The 24034-nt window shown below is 65.4% G+C and carries 25 protein-coding genes; 19 read left to right on the top strand and 6 right to left on the bottom strand.

All coding sequences use genetic code 11. From position 1 onward, the window contains the following. Window positions 1–20: 20 nt before the first annotated feature. Window positions 21–197: a hypothetical protein gene (locus tag ACFSM0_RS13600; RefSeq protein ID WP_176518547.1), complete on the bottom strand. Its 177-nt coding sequence runs from the start codon at window positions 195–197 to the stop codon at window positions 21–23. 136 nt (window positions 198–333) lie between these two features. Further along, window positions 334–1578: a sarcosine oxidase subunit beta family protein gene (locus ACFSM0_RS13595; protein WP_377391346.1), complete on the bottom strand. Its 1245-nt coding sequence runs from the start codon at window positions 1576–1578 to the stop codon at window positions 334–336. Window positions 1579–1808: 230 nt separating this feature from the next. Here ACFSM0_RS13595 and ccmI point away from each other — a divergent pair, with 230 nt between their 5' ends. The 7 genes from ccmI to ACFSM0_RS13560 all read left to right on the top strand — a co-directional run bounded on the left by ccmI (window position 1809) and on the right by ACFSM0_RS13560 (window position 7419). Then, on the top strand, window positions 1809–3353 hold the full coding sequence (ccmI, locus tag ACFSM0_RS13590) for a c-type cytochrome biogenesis protein CcmI (RefSeq protein WP_377391343.1): 1545 nt from the start codon (window positions 1809–1811) through the stop codon (window positions 3351–3353). Beyond that, window positions 3350–3829, top strand: a complete 480-nt coding sequence (gene ruvX / locus ACFSM0_RS13585) for a Holliday junction resolvase RuvX (RefSeq protein ID WP_377391341.1) — start codon at window positions 3350–3352, stop codon at window positions 3827–3829. Before ccmI ends, ruvX begins: the two co-directional genes overlap by 4 nt. Next, on the top strand, window positions 3822–4052 hold the full coding sequence (locus ACFSM0_RS13580; protein ID WP_377391339.1) for a DUF1289 domain-containing protein: 231 nt from the start codon (window positions 3822–3824) through the stop codon (window positions 4050–4052). Before ruvX ends, ACFSM0_RS13580 begins: the two co-directional genes overlap by 8 nt. Before the next feature lie 56 nt (window positions 4053–4108). Continuing rightward, window positions 4109–5158: an alanine racemase gene (gene alr, locus ACFSM0_RS13575; protein ID WP_377391336.1), complete on the top strand. Its 1050-nt coding sequence runs from the start codon at window positions 4109–4111 to the stop codon at window positions 5156–5158. Then, complete coding sequence (locus tag ACFSM0_RS13570; RefSeq protein ID WP_377392467.1) at window positions 5158–5934, top strand: MlaE family ABC transporter permease; 777 nt, start codon at window positions 5158–5160, stop codon at window positions 5932–5934. Before alr ends, ACFSM0_RS13570 begins: the two co-directional genes overlap by 1 nt. Beyond that, window positions 5931–6674, top strand: coding sequence for an ABC transporter ATP-binding protein (locus ACFSM0_RS13565; protein ID WP_377391334.1), 744 nt, complete (start codon window positions 5931–5933; stop codon window positions 6672–6674). The genes ACFSM0_RS13570 and ACFSM0_RS13565 overlap by 4 nt, the downstream gene beginning before the upstream one ends. 133 nt (window positions 6675–6807) lie before the next feature. After that, a complete protein-coding gene (locus ACFSM0_RS13560) occupies window positions 6808–7419 on the top strand; it encodes a DNA repair protein (RefSeq protein ID WP_377391331.1) in 612 nt (203 codons plus the stop codon). 676 nt (window positions 7420–8095) lie between these two features. On the opposite strand, the gene ACFSM0_RS13555 is transcribed toward ACFSM0_RS13560, so the two are convergent. Next, the gene (locus ACFSM0_RS13555; protein WP_377391328.1) at window positions 8096–8647 is read right to left on the bottom strand and encodes a hypothetical protein; all 552 of its coding nucleotides are present in this window, start codon (window positions 8645–8647) and stop codon (window positions 8096–8098) included. Further along, on the bottom strand, window positions 8644–9363 hold the full coding sequence (locus ACFSM0_RS13550; RefSeq protein WP_377391325.1) for an XRE family transcriptional regulator: 720 nt from the start codon (window positions 9361–9363) through the stop codon (window positions 8644–8646). Before ACFSM0_RS13550 ends, ACFSM0_RS13555 begins: the two co-directional genes overlap by 4 nt. Window positions 9364–9515: 152 nt before the next feature. Between ACFSM0_RS13550 and ACFSM0_RS13545 the strand changes: the two genes are divergently transcribed. From ACFSM0_RS13545 to purF, 12 genes are all read left to right on the top strand, one after another. Further along, window positions 9516–9809, top strand: a complete 294-nt coding sequence (locus tag ACFSM0_RS13545) for a helix-turn-helix domain-containing protein (protein WP_377391322.1) — start codon at window positions 9516–9518, stop codon at window positions 9807–9809. Then, on the top strand, window positions 9806–10114 hold the full coding sequence (locus ACFSM0_RS13540; protein ID WP_377391319.1) for a hypothetical protein: 309 nt from the start codon (window positions 9806–9808) through the stop codon (window positions 10112–10114). The genes ACFSM0_RS13545 and ACFSM0_RS13540 overlap by 4 nt, the downstream gene beginning before the upstream one ends. Next, window positions 10104–10400 (top strand): hypothetical protein, encoded by a 297-nt coding sequence (locus ACFSM0_RS13535; protein WP_377391316.1) that lies wholly within the window; start codon window positions 10104–10106, stop codon window positions 10398–10400. The genes ACFSM0_RS13540 and ACFSM0_RS13535 overlap by 11 nt, the downstream gene beginning before the upstream one ends. Further along, the gene (locus ACFSM0_RS13530) at window positions 10400–12007 is read left to right on the top strand and encodes an SGNH/GDSL hydrolase family protein (protein ID WP_377391314.1); all 1608 of its coding nucleotides are present in this window, start codon (window positions 10400–10402) and stop codon (window positions 12005–12007) included. Before ACFSM0_RS13535 ends, ACFSM0_RS13530 begins: the two co-directional genes overlap by 1 nt. Continuing rightward, entirely contained in the window at window positions 12007–12846 is an 840-nt protein-coding gene (locus ACFSM0_RS13525) for a hypothetical protein (RefSeq protein WP_377391311.1), read from the top strand. The genes ACFSM0_RS13530 and ACFSM0_RS13525 overlap by 1 nt, the downstream gene beginning before the upstream one ends. A 364-nt stretch (window positions 12847–13210) precedes the next feature. Then, window positions 13211–14095 (top strand): hypothetical protein, encoded by an 885-nt coding sequence (locus tag ACFSM0_RS13520; RefSeq protein WP_377391309.1) that lies wholly within the window; start codon window positions 13211–13213, stop codon window positions 14093–14095. 168 nt (window positions 14096–14263) lie between these two features. Continuing rightward, a complete protein-coding gene (locus ACFSM0_RS13515; protein WP_377391306.1) occupies window positions 14264–14446 on the top strand; it encodes a hypothetical protein in 183 nt (60 codons plus the stop codon). Next, complete coding sequence (locus ACFSM0_RS13510; RefSeq protein ID WP_377391303.1) at window positions 14446–14889, top strand: paraquat-inducible protein A; 444 nt, start codon at window positions 14446–14448, stop codon at window positions 14887–14889. The genes ACFSM0_RS13515 and ACFSM0_RS13510 overlap by 1 nt, the downstream gene beginning before the upstream one ends. A gap of 149 nt (window positions 14890–15038) precedes the next feature. Beyond that, window positions 15039–18131, top strand: coding sequence for a calcium-binding protein (locus tag ACFSM0_RS13505; protein WP_377391300.1), 3093 nt, complete (start codon window positions 15039–15041; stop codon window positions 18129–18131). Between the two features lie 59 nt (window positions 18132–18190). After that, a complete protein-coding gene (radA, locus tag ACFSM0_RS13500; protein ID WP_377391297.1) occupies window positions 18191–19561 on the top strand; it encodes a DNA repair protein RadA in 1371 nt (456 codons plus the stop codon). A gap of 27 nt (window positions 19562–19588) precedes the next feature. Next, complete coding sequence (locus ACFSM0_RS13495) at window positions 19589–20179, top strand: CvpA family protein (RefSeq protein WP_377391294.1); 591 nt, start codon at window positions 19589–19591, stop codon at window positions 20177–20179. Between the two features lie 112 nt (window positions 20180–20291). Next, the gene (purF, locus tag ACFSM0_RS13490; protein ID WP_377391292.1) at window positions 20292–21764 is read left to right on the top strand and encodes an amidophosphoribosyltransferase; all 1473 of its coding nucleotides are present in this window, start codon (window positions 20292–20294) and stop codon (window positions 21762–21764) included. A 274-nt stretch (window positions 21765–22038) separates the two neighbouring features. On the opposite strand, the gene ACFSM0_RS13485 is transcribed toward purF, so the two are convergent. Together ACFSM0_RS13485 and ACFSM0_RS13480 are read right to left on the bottom strand one after the other, a co-directional pair. Then, window positions 22039–22491, bottom strand: a complete 453-nt coding sequence (locus ACFSM0_RS13485) for a DNA polymerase III subunit chi (RefSeq protein WP_377391289.1) — start codon at window positions 22489–22491, stop codon at window positions 22039–22041. A 1-nt stretch (window position 22492) separates the two neighbouring features. Then, window positions 22493–23959 (bottom strand): leucyl aminopeptidase, encoded by a 1467-nt coding sequence (locus ACFSM0_RS13480; RefSeq protein ID WP_377391286.1) that lies wholly within the window; start codon window positions 23957–23959, stop codon window positions 22493–22495. Window positions 23960–24034: the final 75 nt, after the last annotated feature.

Raw genomic sequence — 24034 nt, 5'->3', positions numbered from 1 at the left:
CCGCGCGACGCGACCCCCGGTCAGTTCGATGATTTGCCGATGTCGAGATCAGGCAGGGTGATGGTGACTTCAGCCTCGTCTTTCGCGAGGTTGCGGTCATAGATGTACCAGCCGAGGCCCGCCACCACGACGATGAGGGCGCCGATGAGGAAGCTCTTGAAATTGCTGGTCGTTGTGCCGGTCGATGTGTCAGCCACGGGTCATCTCCATTCCGGTTGATGTTCCGGAGGGAAACGATCTGACCCGCATCATGGTTCCCGAAGCGGTCGCCGGGGGCTGCGCGCCCCCGGACCCCCGCGGGATATTTGGAGCAAGATGAAAGAGGCGCGTGCATCAATGCGCAACCCCGGCGGCCACGCTCTCGTCGATGAACTGGCCTTCCTTGAAGCGGTGCAGGCCAAATTCGGCGGCGAGCGGCGAATATTCCTTTGCCACGAGTTCTGCCATCGCATAGCCCGAGCCCGGGATCGCCTTGAAGCCGCCCGTGCCCCAGCCGCAGTTGACATAGATGCCTTCGACCGGGGTTTTCGACAGGATCGGCGAGCGGTCGCCCGTCATGTCGACGATGCCGCCCCATTGGCGCAGCATTTTCAGCCGCGAGATCACCGGGAAGGTTTCGATCAGCGCGCGGGTGGTCTCCTCGACATGCTGCCAGGAGCCGCGTTGCGAATAGTTGTTGAACCCGTCGGTGCCGCCCCCGATCACAAGCTCGCCCTTGTCGGATTGCGACATGTAGCCGTGCACGAGGTTGGCCATCACCACCACGTCAATGGTGGGCTTGATCGGCTCGGAGACCCAGGCCTGCAGCGCGCGCGATTCAATCGGCAGCCGGAAGCCCGCCATGTCGGCCAGAACGCTCGAGTGACCGGCGACGACGATCGCGAGCTTGCCGCAATCGATCGCGCCCTTGGTCGTGTCGACGCCGACGACCTTGCCGCCCTCGGTGCGCACGCCCTTCACTTCGCAGTTCTGGATGATGTCCATCCCCATCGCCGAGCAGCGCCGGGCATAGCCCCAGGCCACAGCATCGTGGCGCGCGGTGCCGCCGCGCTCCTGATAGAGCGCGCCAAGGACCGGGTAGCGCGGCCCGTCGATGTTGAGAATCGGCACGAGGTTCTTCACCTCATGGCGGTCGATCCAGCGGGTTTCCACGCCTTGCAGGTTGTTGGCATAAACGGTGCGCTTGTAGCCGCGCATCTCATGTTCGGATTGCGCCAGCATCAACAGGCCGCGCGGGCTGAACATGACGTTGTAGTTGAGATCCGTGCTCAGGTCTTCATAGAGCGAGCGCGCCTTCTCGAAGATCGCCGCAGAGGGGTCCTGCAGGTAGTTCGAGCGGATGATGGTGGTGTTGCGGCCGGTGTTGCCACCGCCAAGCCAGCCCTTTTCGATCACGGCGACATTGGTGATGCCATGCACCTTGCCGAGATAATAGGCCGTGGCGAGCCCGTGGCCGCCCGCCCCCACCACGATCACATCGTAGCGCTTCTTCGGTTCGGGCGAGGCCCAGGCCTTTTCCCATCCGGTGTGGTAACGCAGCGCCTCGCGCGCCACGGCGAAGATCGAATAACGTCTCATCGGCCCCTCTCGGCTTCGGGTTCGGCTGGGCGGCGTGAGTCTGCCGCTCTCTGACTTTAGATGAACCTGCCCCTTTCCCGAAAGCCCCCCTCAAGCGGCATCCGAGGGATAAAAGCGACATAGGGGGGAAGCCTTTCGAACAACTGCGCGTGAGCGGGCCGGATCGCGGGATTGTCTCTTTCTGGAACGGGTCGAACCGGCTAAGGGAGGGGCGGAGAAGAGGAGACCCGATGCTGTTTTCGATCATCTGCGCCGTGCTTGTGGCCGCGATCGCCTTTGCCGTGGCCATCACGCTGTTGCGCCCGCGGGGGGCAGAGGTGCCCGCAGCGGTGCAGGACATGGCGGTTTACCGCACGCAACTGGCCGAGGTGGAAAAGGATTGCGCCCGGGGCGTGCTCTCGAAAACCGAGGCGGATCGGCTGAAAATCGAGATCTCGCGGCGGCTTCTGGAGGCTGACCGCGCCGTGCAGACGGCGGGCACGCAGGCGCAGGCGGGGGCGCCGCGGGCGCTGACGGTCGCGGTTTCGGGCGGGCTTGTGGCGCTGCTCGCGGGCGGCAGCTTCCTGCTTTATGACCAGCTTGGCGCCGCAGGCATGCCCGACGAGCCGATGGCATCGCGGATCGCGGCAGCCAACGAGAGCTATGCGAACCGCCCAAGCCAGGAGACGGCCGAGGCGCAGGCCGAGACCGCGCGCGGGCCCGCGCCGCAGGTCGACCCGCAATATACGCAATTGATGGAGCGGCTGCGGAAAACCGTGGCCGAGCGGCCCAATGACAGCCGCGGGCTCGAACTGCTCGCCGACAACGAGGCGAACATGGGCAATTTCCATGCCGCCTGGGAGGCGCAACGGCGGTTCATCGCGCTCAAGGGCGCCGCGGCGACGAGCGCCGATTATGCGCGGCTTGGCGAGTTCCTGACCGCGGCGGCGGGCGGGCTTGTCACCGCCGATGCCGAAAGCGCCTTTGCCACCGCGCTCGACAAAGATCCGCAAAACGCCCGCGCGCTTTATTACGTCGGGCTGATGATGGGGCAGAACGAGCGCCCCGACCGCACCTTCCGGCTTTGGGATGCGGCGCTGCGCGCCTCTGCCCCCGAAGACCCCTGGGTGCCGGTGATCGCGCAAAATATCGAGGCGCTGGCATGGCTTGCGGGTGAGCAGGCGTACACCGTGCCAATGCCGGTGCCGCGCGGCCCCTCCGCTGCGGAGATGGCCGCCGCCGAAGACATGAGCCCCGAGGCGCGCGCGCAGATGATCCGCGGGATGGTGGAAAACCTCAATGCGCGGCTCGCCAATGAGGGCGGCACGGTGGCGGATTGGGCGAAGCTGATCTCCTCGCTGCGCCTGATCGGCGAGGAAGAGCGCGCAAATGCGATTGCCACCGAGGCGCGGCAGAAATTTGCGCAAAAGCCGGAAGATCTTGCGCAGATCGAGGCCGCGGCAGAAACGCCGCTGGGCGAAGTGGAAAGCGCGCCCGCAGCCCCCTCTGCCGCGCCCCCCGGCCCTTCGGAAGAGCAGGTGCAGGCCGCGGGCGAGATGAGTGCCGAGGATCGGCAGGCGATGATCGCGGGCATGGTCGAGCGGCTGGTGAGCCGGCTCAACGACACGGGCGGCAGCGCCGAGGAATGGGCGCGCGCGGTGGGCGTGCTCACCAAGATCGGCAAGGAAGACGAGGCGCGCGCGATGCTCGCCAAGGGCCAGGCCGCGCTTGCGGGCGATGATGCCGGCCTTGCCACGCTTGAGGCCGCCGCAAAAGCCGCCGGGGTGCGCCCATGATCTGCCCCGCCATCGCGGAGTTTGCCGCCGCTCTGCCAAGGGTTGGCGCGCTCGCAGGCCTTGATCTTGGCACCAAAACGCTCGGCGTCTCGGTCTCTGACACGTTGCGCTCGATCGCCACGCCGCTGCGCACGATCCGGCGCGAAAAGTTCACCCTCGATGCGGCGGAGCTTTTGAAGATCGTGGCCGAGCGCGAGATCGTGGGCCTTGTGCTTGGCCTTCCCGTCAACATGGACGGCTCAGAGGGGCCGCGCGCGCAATCGACCCGCGCTTTTGCCCGCAACCTTGAAAAACTCACGCCGCTGCCGATCACCTTTTGGGATGAACGGCTCTCCACCGTGGCCGCCGAACGCGCGATGCTGGAGGCGGATCTCTCGCGCAAGCGCCGCGCGGAACTGGTGGACCATGTCGCTGCGGGCTTCATCTTGCAAGGCGCGCTGGACCGGCTTGGCCATCTGGGGCGCACCGATGTCTGACGAGATCTGGAGCCGCGACGAGCCCGACACGCCCTGCGTCAAGGTGTGCGTCATGCACCCGACCGAAGGGCTTTGCGTCGGCTGCTACCGCACGCTGGCCGAAATCGGCGCATGGTCGCGACTGAGCCGCCCCGAGCGGCTTGCGCTGATGGCCGAGCTTCCGGCCCGCGCCGAGCGGCTGAAAAAGCGCCGCGGCGGGCGCGCCGCCCGCCCCCCCGAGTAAGCCCCTTCACGATTGTTTGCGCTTGACCTCGCGCCCCTCAGACAACAGAAAACGGCATGGCTACCGCATCGCTCCGCATTGACCTCGACGCCGTGCTCGCCAATTGGCGCGCACTCGACAAGATGACCGCTTCCGCGACCGAGACCGGCGCGGTGGTGAAAGCCGACAGCTACGGGCTCGGCGCCGCGCATGTGGCGCGCATCCTTGCCCGCGCAGGCTGCCGCAAGTTTTTCGTGGCCGCCGCCGAAGAAGGCGCCGCGGTGCGTCAGGCGCTCGGCGAAGGGCCCGAGATTTTCGTCTTCTCCGGCCATATGGCGGGCGATACCGAAATGATCGGCGATCTGGCGCTGACGCCGATGCTCAATTCGCTCGAACAGGTGACGCGCCATTTCGAGGCGCTGCCGGGTGCGGCCTTTGGCGTGCAGCTCGACACCGGGATGAACCGGCTCGGCATGGAGGCGGCAGAATGGCAGGCGGTGGCGCCGACCATTCTCGGCGCCGGGCCGAAGCTGATCATGAGCCACCTCGCCTGTGCCGACGAGCCCGAGCATGCGATGAACGCAAGCCAGCTGGCCGCCTTCCGGTCGATGACCGAGGGGCTTGGCGTGCCGCGCTCGCTTTCGGCCACGGGCGGCATCTTGCTGGGCGCGGACTATCATTTTGACGTCACCCGCCCCGGCATCGGCCTTTATGGCGGCCTGCCGTGGGAGGGCTCGCAAAGCGTGGTCACGCTGTCGCTGCCCGTGGTGCAGATCCGCGAGGTGCAGGCGGGCGAGACGGTGGGCTATTCGAACAGCTGGACCGCGCCGAAAGACAGCCGCATCGCCACGCTTTCGGCGGGCTATGCCGACGGGCTGACGCGGCGGTTTTCCAACAATGCCACGCTTTATTGCGGCGCCACCCCCTGCCCGCTCGTGGGCCGGATCTCGATGGATCTTGTCACCGTCGACATCACCGATCTCGGCGAGACGCCGAAGTCCCTTGATCTGATCTGCCCGGAGCAGGGCATCGACGCGCTGGCCGAGAGCGTTGGCACGATTGGCTACGAGATCCTCACCGCGCTCGGCGCCCGCTATCAGCGCAGCTATGCCGGGGGCCATTCGTGATCTTGCACGCGCTCGCGGCGCTCGGGCGGGGCACGCTCGGCGGGCTTGCCGCTGCAGGCCGGGTCGGCCTTTTTGCGGGGGCTGTGGTCAGCCATCTGTTCCGCCCGCCCTTTTACCGGCGTGAATTTCTCGTCGCACTTTTGCAGATCGGCTGGCTGTCGCTGCCGGTGGTGGGGCTGACCGCGCTTTTCACCGGCGCGGCGCTGGCGTTGCAGATCTATGCGGGCGGGGCGCGGTTCTCGGCGGAATCGGTCGTGCCCTCGATTGTCGCGATCGGCATGGTGCGCGAGCTGGGCCCGGTTCTGGGCGGGCTGATGGTGGCGGCGCGGGTCGCAAGCTCCATCGCCGCCGAAATCGGCACGATGAAAGTGACCGAACAGATCGACGCGCTTGTCACCCTCTCCACCAACCCGCTCAAATATCTGGCGGTGCCGCGCGTGCTGGCGGCAACGCTGTCCGTTCCGATCCTTGTCGCCGTGGGCGACATCATTGGCGTGATGGGCGGCTGGCTCGTGGGCACCGGGCGGCTGGGCTTCAACTCCGCCACCTATCTGCGCAACACTTGGGAATATCTTGAGGTCTGGGACGTGGGCTCGGGCCTTGTGAAGGGCGCGGCCTTCGGCTTCATCGTCGCGCTGATGGGCTGCTACCACGGCATGCAGTCAGACCGCGGCGCGCAGGGCGTGGGGGCGGCCACCAAATCCGCCGTGGTTGCCGCCTCGATCCTGATCCTTGCCGCCAACTACCTGCTGACGGAGGTGTTCTTCTCCGCATGATCGAGATCGACGGACTGACAAAATCTTTTGGCACCAAGCAGGTGCTGCGCGGCGTGAGCCTGCGGATCGAGCGCGGCGAGAGCCTTGTGGTGATCGGCGGCTCCGGCACGGGCAAATCGGTGCTGCTCAAATGCATCCTCGGGCTGGTGCCCCCGGACGCGGGCACAATCTCTGTGAACGGCACGCCGGTCGCGGCGCGGCGTGAAGAGTTCCTCAGCCGCTTTGGCATGCTGTTTCAGGGCGCCGCGCTCTTTGACAGCCTCACGGTCTGGCAAAACGTGGCGTTCCGGCTCCTGCGTGGCCCCGAGCGCCGCCCCAAGGCCGAGGCCCGTGCGGTGGCAGTGGACAAGCTTGCCCGTGTCGGGCTTGGCCCCGAGGTGGCAGACCTGTTCCCGGCCGAGCTTTCGGGCGGCATGCAAAAGCGCGTGGGCCTTGCCCGCGCCATTGCCACCGAGCCCTCGGTGATCTTTTTTGATGAACCGACCACCGGCCTTGACCCGATCATGGCGGGCGTGATCAACGAGCTGATCAACTCGGTCGTGCGCGAGATGGGGGCGACAGCGATCACCATCACGCATGACATGTCCTCCGTGCGCGCCATCGCCGACAAGGTGGCGATGCTCCATGCGGGCAAGATCCGCTGGCACGGGCCGATTGCAGAAATGGACAGCACATCAGACCCTTACGTGCACCAGTTCATCAATGGCCTGGCCGAGGGCCCGATTGCGGCGCTGCGCTGAGGCTTTTGAGCTTTTGCGCTGAACGCCTTGATTTGATTAAAATTGTTGATTTTCTGGCCGATTCTGGCCGATCCTTCCCGCTGCGGCGCGAGGGGGGCGCGCCCCTGGTTCGGTGGGTGCATTGGGGGATGCCATGTCTGTTTCGAACGTGAACCATCAGGCCGCGGCGCGGCTGGCCGGGTTGGCACAGGCGCTGGTGCAGGGGGCGCTGCTTTTCTTCTGCGCGGGGGCGCTCGGGCTTTTCGCCGCCTCTGCGCTCGGGCTTTTGCCCTGGCTCATGCTCGATTTGCGCCTGGGCGAGAGGGCACTGCCGCAGGCCGGCGCCTGGCTTGAGGGGGCGCTTGCGCTCTTTGCGCTCGCGCTTCTGGTCTATCTGCCCGCGCGCCGCCGGGTGCTGGCGCTGGAACGCAGCCACCGCAACTTCCGTATCTCGACGGCGGATGTCGCCGCCGCCTATCGCAGCGTGCATGCGGCGGACCGCAAGGGCAGCTTCGCGCTCTCGGGCGAGTTTGACGCGATGCGCGAGCGAATGGACTGGATGCGCCGCCACCCCGACCTTGGCGCTCTGGAGCCGGAACTGCTGGAACTCGCCGCGCAGATGAGCCTGCAAAGCCGGGATCTCGCGCGGATCTATTCCGATGAAAAGGTGGCCCGCGCCCGCGCCTTTCTGGAGGCGCGCCAGCATGAGGTGGATACCGCGACCGAGCGGCTGAAGGTCGCGCGGGCCACCTGCGATGTGCTGTAGGGGGGGACTACCTTTCGGACGAGAGCGAAGGCCCCGCGGCGCGACAGGGAACACACTGAAAACGTTGACGCATATGGCGTTTTTGGGTGCCTAGAGGAGGTGCAGACGATTGCAAGTTGGTGTCGAAAGTGGCCATAAAGATCGACATCTAGGAAGCATTTCCTAGCACAAGAGCAGCAAAAAGGAAGCATCATCGCGCAGATAGTAACACATTGGAACTTAACGGATAAAAAGCGCCAAAGATTACGATCGTAGGAACTTCCATGCTGGTCTTAGGCATGGCAAGGTCGGCAAACGGTGCCGACCTTAAAGATGTCCACACGGAAACAACGTAAGGTATTGAACAGTAAGAGAACTACTGGATCATCAGACCAAACGACACGGCGAGTAAGGTCGGCAGTCGATTTGGCCAGTGGACGCGTCAGGAATCGACTGTGAACGGCGACCCTGACGCTTCTAGTTTCATCGAATGCGGATGTTGGTCGTGCTACCCGCGTACTGGTGGCAATCCTCGCCACGCTTCTTCAGCTCGTTCAGGTACTCATTGTACCGAACGTAAACCGGCGACAGGTCGAATATCGTCTTGCAAAGAACCGGGGTCGGCATCGCCGCCGCCTCTTGGGCGCCTCCGGCGCAGCCGGACAAAGCAGATGCTGAGCATGTTGCAAGGGCAAAACTAATGACTAAAGGTTTCGCGGTCATCTCCTATATTAGTGGCAAAATCATCATTCGGAAGCGGCCAGTCTGGATGGTTGCGGGCGGCCTCGCGTCTGGAAGAAGTGCGATAATGGCAGCTGCAACGATCATTTTCACATGCATCTAAAGGAAGCGGGAGTAATTCATCGGACCTTAGCCATCGCCCACTCAGCCGTCTAGCAGCATCACATAAAGGGTCAGGCCCGATGTCGTGCAGCTGCGCCAACCGCCCTCGATTTACGGGCTCCGACATTACATCACGAACCTGCGCAATCCGATCCATCCAAAAGGTGACCTTCCGGATCTCTTTTATGGCATCTGACGTAAGCCACCATAAGTTGCGCCCTTCCACCCGATCCAGAGTCGCCACGTCGATATATTTTGAGTGGGCCGCCATCTCAACGAGGCGGCACAATTCCAAGGCACTGAAGTCGTGACGGTACGGGCACCTGCGGATTGCATCTGCGGCAAAAGGGAAGACATCGACTTGATAGCCGAGAATGTCTGCGAGGAAGACCGGATGATCGCTCACGGTGTCCTCCCAAAGTACACAACCCGGCCGACGACGCGCAGCTGGTCTACGGATTCTGCGCGGAAGGTCTCGACTGGATAGCCCTCTTCGGTGTTGTCCGAGACGAGCTCGAGGCGGCCGTCGAGGCGCCAGCGAGCGCGTTTGACCAGGAGCCGATCAGAGACGTTGAAGACGTAGATGCAGCCGTGTTCGACCTCGCGCTGGCTGTGATCGACGACGAGGAGCGCACCATCCGGGATGGTCGGCTTCATCGAGGTTCCGCGCGCCCAGATGACCGAGCAGTGATCCGGCCTCGCGCCCTGGTTGGCAAGGAAGCGGCGGGTGAAGGCGACCACGCCGTCGGCCTGTTCCGAGACCGGGACTGATCCCGGCCCGGCTGAGGCATGCACATCGTCGTAAATTGGCAATCTGACAAAATCCGGTTGGTTGAAATCCATGATCGGCGCGGGCAGTCCGCCGGAATCTGGCGATGAAGACTGAAACATGTCCCCGTCACCGGTGATGAGCCAGTTCAAATCGACACCGTGCCGATCTCTGTACTGCTTCAAGACATTTGCATCGGGTGTTCTCTCGCCACGCTCGTAAAATGCGATTGTGCTCTTAGAGATATCCAATCCGACAGCAAACTCTGCGCGCTCGGGATTGCCGAGCGCCTTCCTGACTTCTCTAAGCCTCTTAGCCAGCGGGGTAGATGGTTCAACCTCGGGTCTAGCCAATGCCTCACATTAAGACAACATTTGCACTTTACTAAAGTGCAAAGCTGACTTATCCCTTACCTGTGTCGGCGGCGCGAGCCTCCGACGATTGCAACACACGAAACCGAAAAAAGCCGATGCGCCAACATCGCCTTTCCTCAGGAGGTCCCCAGATGAGCAAAGTCTGGACGAAAGCCCAGATCAAGTGCGCTCTCGAAGAGGCGGGCATGACCCTGACGGGTCTTGCCATTCTCAACGACATGAGCCCGAGCCAGATGCGGTCCGTTTGGAGCCGCCCCACCCGCCCCGCCGAACGCGCCATCGCCGAGTTCCTCGGCGTGCCCCCGGCGGAGCTGTTTCCGACTCGTTACCCTCGGCGGAAGTCCTCGCTCCTTTCTGCCGAGAACGAGGCGGCCATCGCAAGGAAAAAAGAGCAGCAGCTTTCGGACAAAGGAGCCGCCGCATGAGCCCGATCTCGTCAAAACCTGACGCTGTTCTTGACGGCTCTGCAGCCGGTTTCCGCCGCGCGGCGGGCGATCTTGGCGAAGTGATCGCGATCTTGTCGGCGGGCGTGCGCCCTGACGACTGGACGCGGTCGCGGCTGACCCAGAGCCTGCGCGCGATGCAGGGCTTCATGATTGCCGAAGCGCACGAACAGGCAGGCCGCGCCGAGGTTAGCGAGGATGCGGTGTTGCGTGCGGCAGTGGCCACGATGATGGCGCGCCCCGTGAGTGTGGCGATGCCGGTGCAGGAGGTGGTTCATGGCCGCTGATGATGACACCGATGAAGAACTGGAGATGCTTCTGGATCTGCTCGGAGCTGCGGCGATCGTGATCGCGATCATCGCGTGCAGCTTTCTGGCTGCGGGGCTGACCGGCAACGACACCTTCGAGATCATCGCCGATCCGGCCTTTGACGGAACCGTCGATGACCTCGTTGCCTATCTCGAAACCACCGCCTGCCTCGCGCAGGGCACGCATTACGTCTGGATCGAGCCGCAGAATGCTGACGGCGCGGCCGGTCCGCTATCTGGCCCCTACATCGTGGAGATGATTTGATGCCGACTGACGGAACGACCACGTCAACGCTGCAACGAGAGAGCGTTGCCGATGAGGTCATTGTCAACCGCGCGGGGAGTACGGCCCGGCAGGTGATCGCCGATCTCGGCGCACAACTGCTGTCGACCGGGATTCTGGGCGTGGCCATCAACGGCCTCGAGGCGACGAGCGAGGATCATGACGCGCGCCTCACCTCGGTCGAGCAGCAGCAGACGACCAACAACGTCATCGCCGGTGCCTGGGCGGCAGACCTTGCGGACATCACCCCGACGATGATCGGGCAAGGCGCAGAGATCCCGGACGATGCCACCGGCACACATACAGACCCGCTGAGCGGCCTGACGGTGCCGGATGCAGGGCGCTACAAGGGATACGCGCTCGCGCCCGGCGCGTGGACCCGCATCGCGGACACCGGCCTGACCGGCAAGGCCTCCAATGCGCGCGTCGACCGCATGGCGCAGGGAGACTTTACGGAGATGTCCAATTTCCAGATGCGCGCCTTGCCGCCCGAGAGCGGCTATGCATGGGCACTGGCCGACAGCGCGCATCGCGCGGTGATCCTCGTCGGCCTCGACGGGCGGTTGTTTCTGCCCTCGTATCGCATCGACCGCGCCGCGCTCGATGCAGACCTGTCTTCCGTCATGGCCCAGCCGCTCGATCCGGCAACCGGCTACGTCTGGGGCGTGTTCGACGGCCTCGGCCGCCTGGCGCTCGGGATCACCCCCACCGGCAAGGTGGTCGGGAATATGGACACTACCCTCCCCGGGGCGGACTGGGTGCAGCCACCGACCGACATCCTGTGCATCGGGGACAGCCTGACCTACGGCCCCGGCGGCGGGGTGATCCCGTGGCGTCAGGTTCTGGCCGAGACCTACCCGGACCGGGTGATCGGAAATTGGGGGGTGGGGGGCGAGGCCTCGTTCCAAATCGCAGCCCGGAGCAACGCCTATTACACGCTTGTCACCGTTACAGGAGACACGATCCCGGCCAGCGGCGCGGTGACCGTCACGTCCACCACAGTCTCGATTCCGTCGACTGACGGAGCGAGCCTGATGGGCTGGCTGGGCGGGGTCTATGGTACTCTCACTCGCGTCTCGCCTACGCAGAAGACCTTCACGCGCGCCGAGGCGGGCGATCCCACATGGATCGGCAAGGCGCCTTTCGTGGTGGACCTGTCGGGGCGGGAGAACTGGACGCGCATCATCTGCGTCGGCACCAACAACCGCACGAACGCCGCGAAGATTCAGGAGGACATCGCGGCCCTTGTCGATGCGATCCCGACCGCCGAAAAGCGGTTCCTGATCATCACCCCGACGACAGGCGGTTCGATTGAACCCGGTGTGCCCACCGAGGAGGGCATCGGTTCGCCCGAACAGACCGCCGTGATGGCAGTCGAGGATTGGGCTGCCGCGCGGTACGGCGACAGGGTGCTGCGCGTGCGGCCATGGTCCTGGCAGTTCGCCACCGGCTCTGCCGACGACCAAGCCGATGTGGCAGCCGGGACCGTGCCGCGGTCGCAGCGCAAGGACATCATTCATTGGGGCACGGCGCTCAATGCCGAGATTGCCGCGTGGATCATCAACGAGATCGAAAGGAGGGCCTGGTGATGACGGGTCAGAAGATTGTGCTTGGCGACGTGGATTTCGGGGACAGCCTCGCGTTGCCTGTCGTGCGCAACCATGCGCTGCAAACCAATGGCAGCCTGTTTCTGGTCGACTTTGCATCGGCCACCGGGGCGCTGGCCGCGGCTCCGGTAAATGGATCGAGTGTCTACAATTTCGCCCATGACACGGCCATCGGCATGGTGGGCTCCGGCACCGAGGCCAGCATGGCCGGGTCGTTTGAAGTCCGGGCGCTAGCCAGGGACGCGCTCGTTGAATTGAGCGGCAAAGGCGGGCTGCATATCCTCTACTCGCAGCTCAACAACGACACCGCGAACCGCGGGATCTTCATGCACCTGCCGGAGGCGGTGCGCGCCTACATCGTGGCCAACAAGGGGCATACCTTCGGGACGGCGATCTGGAAGCGCCGCACCCGCATCGCGAAAAACGCCGGGCTCGTCTATGCGTCACTGGGCGCCGCCCCGGACTACCTGCAGATTTTCAACGGCGTGGCGCCCTACGCGCGCGTCGGGACCGTGTTCAACTCGGCTGGCGCGGGACGGAACGTGGTTGGCAATCAGCTTGTCACGCTCTGCGGCAATGCCAACGGCTTCGCCGTCAACACGTCGAGCTACGTCCTGTGGGGTAACTCTGGGCCGAACAACTCGTTCCTCAATACCGCTCCGGGGGATCTGCTCTACCTGATGCACGTCGAAGATCTGACCGTCTCGGGCGTGACTGAGGCACAGTTCCACGCGCGCCACTATGAGGCGTGGGGGGAAGCGTTTGCCGAAGGCGGGCGCCTCTTCGGGGACACCTGGACCGATCCCGCCACCTTCCCGTGACCTTGCCCGCCTCAAGGGAGGCCGGAGGGGGCTGCAGCCCCCGCCAACACGGGGCGAACCGCTAAGCCCCCCGCCGACCAGCCAAAGCTTATGGCCGCCCCCCCTGCGCGGCATTGAGGGGCGGTTCCTGCTGTCGATCAACGATGTGCCCGAGATCCGCGAGATCTTCGCCTGGGCGGTGATCGAGCCCGTTCTCACGACCTACTCAGGGGCCGGCAAGGGCCGGAACGCGCCCGCGGCCGAACTCCTGATCAGGGCAGGGGCAAGGCGATCAGCTCGTGATATACTCGCCGTATCTGCAGTGAGTCGTGCAGTTGCGCCGCCCACTGCATGAGATGCAATGAATTTTCGGGCGGTTTGAATTATGAAACACAAGCGAGTTCTGTTCCTCGTTCCTGCACTTTTCCTTGGTGTCTCGGAGCTGTCCTTGCGGTTGGGCGGCACCGTTGATTTTCCGATCTTCGACGCCAACAACGTCGTCGGCTATGTGCCTGCGCCCTCCCAGTCGGGCTCGTTTCTCAACCGCAACGACTGGGCCATCAACGACCGCAGCATGGGCACGGCGCAGCCCTGGCACGACGGTCCAGACGATGTGCTTTTGGTGGGCGACAGCATCGTCTGGTGTGGCAATTCCTGTGCGTCCGGGGACCGGCTCGGTCCGAGGGTGCAGGCCGCGCTTGAGGGCACTGGCAAGACGGTCTGGCCGATCAGCGCCGGCAGCTGGGCCGTGGTGAACGAGGCCAACTGGCTCGAGGCCAACCGCGATGTCCTTGAGGCGGCCGAGACCCTGGTGTTTGTGTTCAACAGTGCCGATTTCGGGGATCCCTCGTCCTGGGCAAACCCGCTCACGCATCCGCGGGCGCATCCGGTCTCGGCGCTGGCCTATCTGATCGAGAGAACCCTGATCCAGCCCGACCCCGATCCGACACCCCCCGAGCTGCAGGTGCCGCCGCGTGATCCGGTCGCGGCGCTGACCGAAGTGGTCCGGGCCTGCGATTGCGATGTCCATGTCTGGCTCTATCCGACGCGCGACGAGCTTTCAGAGGCAGATCCGGGGGCCTCGGCGCTCGAGACGGGTTTTGCGCCTTTTGCGCAAGCCCTTGGCGAAAGGATCACGCTGCACCACGTCGCGCAGATCCCCGATTGGGGTCCGGCTCTCTATCGCGACCACATTCACCCCACGGCGCAGGGCACGGCGCGACTGGCCGCGGCCATCGCGGCCTCCCTGCGCGCACCGGCGACGCGGTGAGGGGCACGGGCGCTGATCTCCCGACCAAGAGCCCGTGCGCACTGGCGAAGACCCTCAGCATTAAGCCTTGACGGCACCGCCCCCGCTCCGCGTCAGGATCAACTGCTGGGAAAAATTTTCGTCCGAAAGCCGTCGCGAATCTGTCCGAAAGCTGGTCGCGCGCTACATGTGCTGCGGGGCTGGCTCACCGATGTGGAGGCGGAGGAGCGGCGGCTTTCGGAAGAATTCAAGCTCCTTGAACGCGACCTGAAGGCGGTGCTGCCCGGCCTTGGCTATGAGATCGAGGAACCGGCACCGGCGGGCGAGGCGGCGCCCGACAATGTCGTAGCACTCCCCAAGCCCCTCAAGTGATGGCAAAATTCCTCAATCTCGCGCTGCTTGTGCTCTACCCCGTTGCGTGGTCGGCGCCGCTCTTGCGCGCGGGGCTCTTGCCGTTTTTCGAGCTTGACGAGATCTCGGTCCTCTCGGGGCTCGCCGTGCTCTGGCGCGAGGATGTTTTTCTCGCGCTCCTCGTCGTGCTTTTTGCGCTGGTGGCGCCGATGGCCAAGGTGATCGGCCTCGCCCTCGTGCAGTTTGGCCGCCTGAGCCCAAAGGTGATGCCGGCCCTGCACGGCCTTGGCCGGCTCGCGATGGCCGATATCTTCCTCGTGGCGCTTTATATCGTGCTGGCCAAGGGCATCGGGCTCGGGCGGGTTGAAACCGGCTGGGGGCTTTATCTTTTCACCTTTTGCGTGCTCGTCTCGCTGGCGCTGTCGCATCTTCGGCCCGCTTTGCCACGCCGCACCGGGACTTGATCGAGATCAACCCGAAACATCTCCCTTTAGTTTATATTCTGCCATAATATTAGGCAAATCTACCCGCAATTTGGTCTGGTATCGTGGTCTCCACGGCACCTCCTCAAAGGTAACGGCCCGTTCAAGGCCGTAGCAGGAAAGGTTTTACAATGACCTATCATCTTGTGCCCGCCGCTGGCTCGACCCATGCCCACGACGACAGCACCGGCAACCAGTATCACTCCAGCATCACCCCCCTCGCCGATGGCGGCGCGCTTGTCGTGTTCGAGCAGCGGCTCGCCAACGCGGTCTCCGGCTATGACCGCGAAGTTACGGCGCAACGCTATGATGCTTCGGGCAATGCCGTCGGCGGACAGATCGTGATCGAGCATGTCGAAGGCGTGGCCTATATCAGCAACTATTACCACCCTGTCGCCACCGGGCTCGCGGGGGGCGGCTATGCGATCGCCTGGGAAGACCCGGACACGCTCGATTACCGCGTGCAGACCTTCACCGCCGCGGGCGGGCTGCTGAACGATGTCACCGTCGAGTTGCCAGACCGCTATCTGGAAAGCCGTAACGAATATGTCTCGGTGCATGCGAGTGCAGGCAGCGCGGCTCTGACGGCGCTGGAAGGGGGCGGGTTCGCGCTTTCGCTCGACGGAACCTACGCCGGGATGCTGGCGCAATATGTGGGCGCAAGCACGATCTATACCCAGACCTTCAGCGCCACCGGCATCGCCGCCAGTCCGATCGCGCAAGTCACCCCCTGGGTCGGCAGCATCTCCTATGGCTGGGATCTGGTAAGCTCCACTTCCGATATCGCGGCGCTCGACAATGGCACCTATATCGTGGTGATGCGTGGCGGCGAGGGGGCGCCGGGCAATGTGAGTGAAGATCCTGCGGTGATGGGGCAGATTTACAGCGCCTCGGGCACCGCGATCGGTTCGGCCTTCATGATCAGCCAGGCGACCGACACTTGGGCTGAGGGAGGCTCGATCGCCGTGCTCGAGAACGGCGATTTCGTGGTGGCCTGGCGCGGCGAGGAAAGCGGATACTGGCGCCGGTTTGCGGCAGATGGCACCCCGCTCACCGATGCGATGGAGCTGGGGAGCTATTACGTCGACATCCGCGCCACGGCGACTTCGGATGGCGGGTTCCTGATCACCGCGATGTATTCGGGCTACAACCCCGCCTACACGACCTATGGCTACCGCTTTGATGCGGACAACGCTCTGGTGGATGGCCGCTTCGTGCTCACCCAAAGCCATGTGCCCGACGATGACACCACCTATTACAACGTCCCGCCGGAATTTGCGCTGCTCGGCAATGGCCAGTATCTCGCCCTGATCGAAGGCAATGACAGCTGGAACGGCGATGGCCCCGAAGTGCTGACGTGGCGGCTGATGGAAGACCAGCTTGGCACCACCGGCGCCGATGCGCTGACCGCCGCCGCCGCCGGCGCGGCGATGTTCGGGCGCGAGGGAAATGACACGCTCACCGGCTCCGCAGGGACGGATTATCTCGATGGCGGCGCGGGCAATGACAGCCTCTCGGGCGGGGCGGGCGATGACACGCTCGTGGGCGGCAGCGGCGATACGCTCGACGGCGGCGCGGGCAGCGACACCGTGATCTTCGACGGCGACTTCTCGCAATCGCTCCTCTCGGCGGTTTCGGCCGATACGCTCGTTTATAATGGCACCACGCTGCGCGGCGTGGAGACGGTGCTGTTCTATTACAACAGCTACAGCTCCCACACCTACACCTGGGAAGCGCTGGCGGATTATGTGATCGGCGATGCGCCGGTCTCGACCCTGCCCGCAACGCTCACCCATGCCGAGGGCACGATCGCGCTCGATCTGGCGGATTACTTCTCCGATGCCGATGGCGACAGCCTGAGCTACACGGTGACGGGCCTCGCGGCGGGGCTGAGCCTGTCGGGCTCGGTGATCTCGGGCACGGTGGCCGCCGTGGCGGGGGGCGCGCCGATGTCGGTAACGGTGACAGCATCGGACGGCATCCTCACCACCTCCGACAGCGTCACCTGGACCATCACCAACGTGAATGCGGCGCCGACCGGCGCGGTAACGCTTGCAGGCACGGCGCAGGTGGGCGCGGTGCTCACCGCCAGCTCGAGCGTAGCCGATGCCGATGGCATCAACGCCCCCACCCTCGGCTGGCAATGGCTGCGCGACGGCACGGTGATCTCGGGCGCGACCGCAGCCAGCTACACGCTCACCGCCGCCGATCAGGGCCATGTGATCGCAGCGCGGCTGAGCTATACCGACCTCTTCGGCACGCATGAGAGCGTCACCTCGGCGGTGTCTGCCACGGTGGCGGCGGCGGGGCCGGTGGATCTGACGCTTGAGGGCACGGCGGGCGCCGACACGCTGAGCGGCGCGGAGGGCGACGACCTTCTCTCGGGCGATGACGGCAACGACTCGCTCTCGGGCGGGGCGGGCGATGACGGCCTGCGCGGCGGCGCGGGCAACGATACCGTCGACGGCGGGCCGGGCGATGACAACATCTCTGGCGCCGAGGGGGCGGATTCGCTCTCGGGCGGTGACGGTGATGACCTGATGGGCGGCGGGCTCGACAACGACAGCATGGACGGCGGCACCGGCAACGATTTCATGGGCGGCGGCATGGGCGATGACACGCTCCTCGGCTCTGCCGGCAATGACACCGTGAACGGCGGCGCGGGCGACGATTCCATGGGCGGCGGCATCGGCAACGACGTGATGGGCGCGAGCTTCGGCAATGACACGCTTCTGGGCGGCGATGGCAATGACGCGATGGGCGGCGGCTCGGGCCGCGACAGCCTCTCGGGCGATGCCAACAACGACACCATCGGCGGCGGCGAGGGCGATGACACGATCCGCGGCGGCGCGGGCGATGATTTCCTCGCCGGAGGCGGGCGCCACGACCGCATTTTTGGCGATGCGGGCGATGACATGATCAACGGCGGCGAGGGGAACGACACGATGACCGGCGGCACCGGCGCAGATGTGTTCCTGTTCAACGCCGGCACCGAAGACAATGTCGACATCCTCACCGATTTCAGCCGCGGCGAGGATCTGATCCGCCTCGTCGGGGTGGAAAAGGCGCCGGGCGGCAGCGGCCTGCAGGCCTATTTTGACGCGCTCGACCCGGAAACAGTGACCTACGAGGGCGCAACGGCGGTGCAGTTGAGCTACGACGGCCAGACCATCCTTGTGCTCGGGCTCTCCAGCCTCGGCAAGGAGGATTTCATCTTCCTCTGAGCCCTCAAGGCCCCGCCGCGCGCGCTTGCCCGGCGCGCGCGGCTCTGCCACAAGGGCGCATGGCCAAAGCATCCGCTTCTTTCACCTGCACCGAATGCGGTGCCGTTCACCGCAAATGGTCGGGGCGTTGCGACGCCTGCGGCGCCTGGAATTCGATCATCGAGGAGGCGCCGCTCTCCGCCTCCGGCCCCGCCTCGAAAAGCCTTGGCGGCGCCAAGGGGCGGCGCATCGACCTGACCACGCTTGCCACCGAAGAGGCGCCGCCGCCGCGCACCCTGTGCGGGATGGCGGAATTTGACCGGGTGCTGGGCGGCGGGCTGGTGCCCGCCTCGGCAATCCTTGTGGGCGGCGACCCCGGCATCGGCAAATCGACGCTGCTGTTGCAGGCGGTGGCGGCCTTCGCGCGGCGCGGGCTCAAATGCCTCTACATCTCGGGCGAGGAAGCCTCGGCGCAGGTGCGCATGCGCGCCGCCCGGCTGGGGCTCGCCGATGCCCCGGTGCAACTCGGCGCCGAAACCAACCTGCGCGACATTCTCACCACGCTCGAGGCGGAACGGCCCGACCTCGTGGTGATCGATTCGATCCAGACGATGTGGGCCGACATGGTCGAGGCCGCGCCCGGCTCGGTAAGCCAGGTGCGCGCGGCCGCCCATGAGCTTGTCACCTTTGCGAAATCGCGCGGGGTCTCGGTGGTGCTCGTGGGCCATGTCACCAAAGAGGGCCAGATCGCCGGGCCCCGCGTGGTCGAGCACATGGTTGACACGGTGCTTTATTTCGAGGGCGAGCGCGGGCACCAGTTCCGCATCCTGCGCGCGGTAAAAAACCGCTTCGGCCCGGCCTCGGAGATCGGCGTGTTCGAAATGACAGGGGGCGGCCTGGCCGAAGTGGCCAACCCCTCGGCGCTGTTTTTGAGCGAGCGCGGCCAGCCCGCGCCCGGCTCGGCCGTCTTTGCGGGAATCGAGGGCACGCGGCCCGTGCTGACCGAAATTCAGGCACTTGTTGCCCCCTCCTCGCTCGCAAGCCCCCGCCGCACCGTGGTGGGGCTCGATTCGGGGCGGGTCTCCACCATCCTCGCCGTGCTCGAAAGCCGCTGCGGCATTCCTTTTGCCGGGCTCGACGTGTTTTTGAACGTTGCGGGCGGGCTCAAGGTGCTCGAACCCGCCGCCGATCTGGCGCTCGCCGCGGCGCTGCTCAGTGCGCGCGAAGATGTTGCACTTCCGCCAGACCTCGTAATTTTCGGCGAAATCTCCCTCTCCGCGGCGCTGCGTCCGGTCGGTCAGGCGGAAAACAGGTTGAAAGAGGCGGAGAAACTTGGTTTCTCACAGGCGATCCTGCCCGTCGGCACCAAAGTCGAGGGCAGCGCGGGGATGGCGCTGCGCAAGCTGCCCGATCTCGTGACATTCGTTGGGGACATGTTCGGCGCAGGATAGCGTCGCGCGGGCACGGGGACAGCCGGTATGGAAGGTTTCACCATCGTCGACGCTATCGTGGCGATTACCATCATTCTGTCGGCGGTGCTCGCCTACAGCCGTGGCTTCGTGCGCGAGGGGCTCGCCATCATCGGCTGGATTGCCGCGGCCGTTGTGGCCTACACATTCGCCGATGCGGCGCGCCCGCTGATCGCGCAACTGCCGGTGCTCAACAAATTCCTCGCCGACAGCTGCGAGCTGGCCACGATCGGCGGCTTTGCCGCGGTGTTCGCCTTGGCTCTGGTGGTCTTTTCCATCCTCACGCCGCTCTTTGCGTCTGCGGTGCAGCGCTCGGCCCTTGGCGGGCTCGATCAGGGGCTTGGCTTTCTCTTTGGCGTGGCCCGCGGCGTGATCCTGATCGCGGCGGCCTTCATCGTTTATGACCGGCTGGTGAGCGCCGAAGCGATCCCGATGGTGGACAATTCGCGCTCGGCCAAAGTGTTCATGGCGATGTCGGAAAAAATGGACGAGAGCATGCCCGAAGATGCGCCGGGCTGGATCGTCGGGCGCTATGAGGCGCTGGTGGCCAAATGTGCCGCCCCGGCAGGCAACAGCACCCCTGCCCCTGCCAGCAACTGAGGCCACGCGCAAAAACGTGACACTTCGATAACGATTTCCGGGCGGGAGGGCTTAACAGCCCTCCTGTTTCGCGTTAAAGCGCGGCCACGCCCGCCCGATCTGGAGCCCTCCCATGACCGCAGCTGAAAAGACCTTCCTGTCGCATCCGTTCGACGACGACAAGCTGAAGGAGGAATGCGGCATCTTTGGCGCCATCGGCCTTGCCGATGCTGCGAACTTTGTGGCGCTCGGGCTTCATGCGCTTCAGCATCGCGGACAGGAAGCGGGCGGGATCGTCGCCCATGACCCCCAAAAAGGCTTCAACTCGGCGCATCGCTTTGGCTATGTGCGCGACAATTTCACCAAGGCGAGCCTGATGGAGAGCCTGCCGGGCCCCTTGGCGATCGGCCATGTGCGCTATTCGACGGCGGGCTCCAAGGCGGCGGTGATCCGCGACATCCAGCCCTTCTTTGGCGAGTTCTCGATGGGGGGCTGCGCCGTCGCCCATAACGGCAACCTCACCAATGCCGAGTCGCTGCGCCGCGAGCTGATCGAACACGGGGCGATCTTCCAGTCCGGCTCGGACAGCGAATGCATCATCCACCTGATGGCGCGCTCGTTCCAGAAGACCCATGCCGACCGCATCGCCGATGCGCTGCGCCGGGTCGAGGGCGCGTTTTCGGTGATCGCGATGACGCGCACCAAGCTCATCGGTGTGCGCGACCCGCTGGGCGTGCGCCCGCTGGTGATGGGGCGGCTGGGCGATCAGGGCTATGTGCTCGCCTCCGAAACCTGCGCGCTCGACATCATCGGCGCGGAATTCGTGCGCGAGATCGCGCCCGGCGAGATGGTGGTGATTCAGGATGGCAAGATCGAATCGAGCCGCCCGTTCCACCCGGCCACGCCGCGGTTTTGCATCTTCGAACATGTCTATTTCTCGCGCCCCGACAGCCAGATCGGCGGTCGCTCGGTCTATGAAACGCGCCACCAGATCGGCGTGGAACTCGCCCGCGAAGCGCCGGTCGAGGCCGATCTCGTTTGCCCCGTGCCCGACAGCGGCACCCCGGCGGCGATTGGCTACAGCCATGAATCGGGCATTCCCTTCGCGCTCGGCATCACCCGCAACCAGTATATGGGCCGCACCTTCATCGAGCCGACCGAGCACATCCGCAACATGGGCGTGCGCCTCAAGCTCAACGTCAACAAGTCGCTGGTGCGCGGCAAACGCGTGGTGCTGGTCGACGACTCGGTCGTGCGCGGCACCACCTCGCGCAAGATCAAGGAAATGATCCTCGATGCAGGCGCGGCAGAGGTGCATTTCCGCATTGCCAGCCCGCCCACCGCCTGGCCCTGCTTTTACGGCGTCGACACGCCCGACCGCGGCAAGCTGCTCGCCGCGCGGATGAGCGAAGACGAGATGCGCGACTGGATCGGCGTCACCTCGCTCAAGTTCATCTCGCTCGACGGGCTTTATCGCGCCGCGGGCGAGGCCGCGGGGCGCAATGCGGCCTGCCCGCAATATTGCGACGCCTGCTTCTCCGGGGATTACCCGGTGGCGCCCTCGGACCAGATCGGCAAGGGCTTCGAGATGAAGGCCGCCGAGTAACCGCGGCGGCTGCGTCTTAAACGGCTCTTTCGCCTCGGCAAGGCCGAGGCGACCCGCCGGGGGGCTTCGCCCCCCGGACCCCCCAGGATATTTGAACAAAGTCGAAGGCGGCGTGTGAAGAGGCTTCAGGCGCAGGAGCCCGCCGCGCGGCCTGTGGCCTCCGCCCCGCGCGCGAACCGCCCCAAGATCCCTGTCTTTCGACTTTGTCCAAATATCCCGGGGGTCCGGGGGCGGAGCCCCCGGCGGGTCGCTCCGCTCTAGCGGAGCGAGACCCTCAGCGTTCCGCCTTTTTCTCCCAGCGGCCGCCCTCTTCGCTCCAGTATTGCGCCTTGGCTCCGGCCGCGGTGAGCGTTTTCCATTGTGTGCGCGCGCGCTCCACCGCCGTCTCGTTGCGCCCGTCAAACAGGATCCAGACCCGCTCGGCGCGCGCCACCTCTTCAGCCGCGACCTCCGCGCCATCAACCGTCATCACCGCTTCGCGCCCTTCGGGCCGGGGGCTGACGGTCAACAGCACCGGCTGCAGCGCATCATGCGGCCCCCCCGCAAGCCCGTGCGGCAAGAACCCTTCCTCGGGGCCAAGCCAGAGCTTCTGGTCGAGCCAGTCCATGCGCGCGGGATCGGTGCCGCGCAACTCCACCCGCCAGCCCTGTGAGAGCGCGCGGGTGAGCAGCGTTTCCACCACCGCCTCCACCGGCGATTGCGTGACGTGGTAAAACAGCGCGGGCATCTCAGGCCTCGAAACGGGTCCGCACCAGCCGGTCGAGCGTCATCACCCCCCAGCCGGTCGCGCCCTTCGGCGCGAGCGCCGTTTCGCCCGGCGGCAGCGCAACACCGGCAATGTCGATATGGCACCACGGCACCTCGTCGCGCACGAAGCGCTTGAGGAAGGCCGCAGCGGTGACGGCGCCGCCCCAGCGCCCGCCGGTGTTCTTGATATCGGCCAGCCGCGACTTGATCAGCGGCTCATAGCCGGGCGTGAGCGGCATCGGCCAAGCCCCTTCGTCCTCCGCACGTGCCGCCTCAAGAACGCTCGCCATGAACTTGTCGTCATTGGTGAAAACGCCCGCATGCTCATGGCCGAGCGCAACGATGATCGCGCCGGTCAGCGTGGCAAGGTCGATCACCGCGGCGGGCTGGAACCGCTCCTGCGCATACCAGAGCACATCGGCCAGCACGAGCCGCCCCTCGGCATCGGTGTTGATCACCTCGATCGTGTCGCCCTTGAGGCTCTTCACGATGTCGCCGGGCCGTTGCGCCCGCCCGTCGGGCATGTTCTCGACAAGACCCACGAGCCCGACCACATTGGCACGCGCCTTGCGCATCGCCAGCGTGCGCATGACCCCCGCCACGACGGCGGCCCCGCCCATGTCCATCGTCATCTCTTCCATGCCCGCGGCGGGCTTGATCGAGATGCCGCCCGAATCAAAGCACACGCCCTTGCCCACCAGCGCGAGCGGGGCCGCGCCCTCGGCGCCCCCGTTCCAGCGCATCACCACCACCTTGGACGGGCTCTCCGAGCCCTGCCCCACCGCCAGAAGCGCACGGAAGCCGATCTTGGCGAGCTCTTCCTCCTCAAGGATCTCGACCTCGAGGCCCAGCTCCTGCATCGCGGCCAGCCGCGCGGCGAAATCATCGGTGGTCAGGATGTTTGCGGGCGCATTCACCAGATCGCGGGTGAAAAACACCCCCTCGGCGAGCGCGGCATGGGGTGCGGCCTCCGCGGCCACGGCCTCGGGATGCGCCACCATCATCTCGACCGGGCCAAAGGGTTTTGCCTCTTCGCTGCTGTAGCTGCAGCGATAGGCCCGCAGCGCAAGACCAAAGGCCACGGCGGCGGCGCGGGGGTGATTTTCGGCCATCACCAGCGCGCCGGTCTCCGAAAGCCGCTTCGCCACGGTGGCGCCCGCCTTGCGCGCCTCTGCCTCCGTCGCCTTGCGCTCTAGCTTGATCAGCGCGAGCGCCTCACAGGCGAGCCCGCCCGGAAAGCCAAGCTCGAGCGATTCGCCGACCTTGACCTTGCCCCAGGCCTCGGAGCCAAGCGCGCGCTTGAGCGCGCCCCGGGTGAGACGGTCCAGCCGGCGGCCAAGCGCCCCGAGCTTGCCGTCGGCGGGGACGATCAGCGCCAGCCGGCCCTCCCGGCGGGCCAGCACTTCGGCATCGGGGGCGGAAAAGCGGAGCGCAACGGGATGGATCATGGGATTTCCTGCGAAGATCTGGATAAGGGGCGTTTTCGGGCGTCGAGCCTAGTGGCTTCGGGCGCGCTTGTATAG

Origin of the sequence: Rhodobacter lacus (genome assembly GCF_042683065.1) — a bacterium.
GTDB classification, from domain to species: domain Bacteria; phylum Pseudomonadota; class Alphaproteobacteria; order Rhodobacterales; family Rhodobacteraceae; genus Rhodobacter; species Rhodobacter lacus.
The sequence above is the reverse complement of the archived record's forward strand: the minus strand, read 5'-3'. Positions and strand labels throughout refer to the sequence as shown.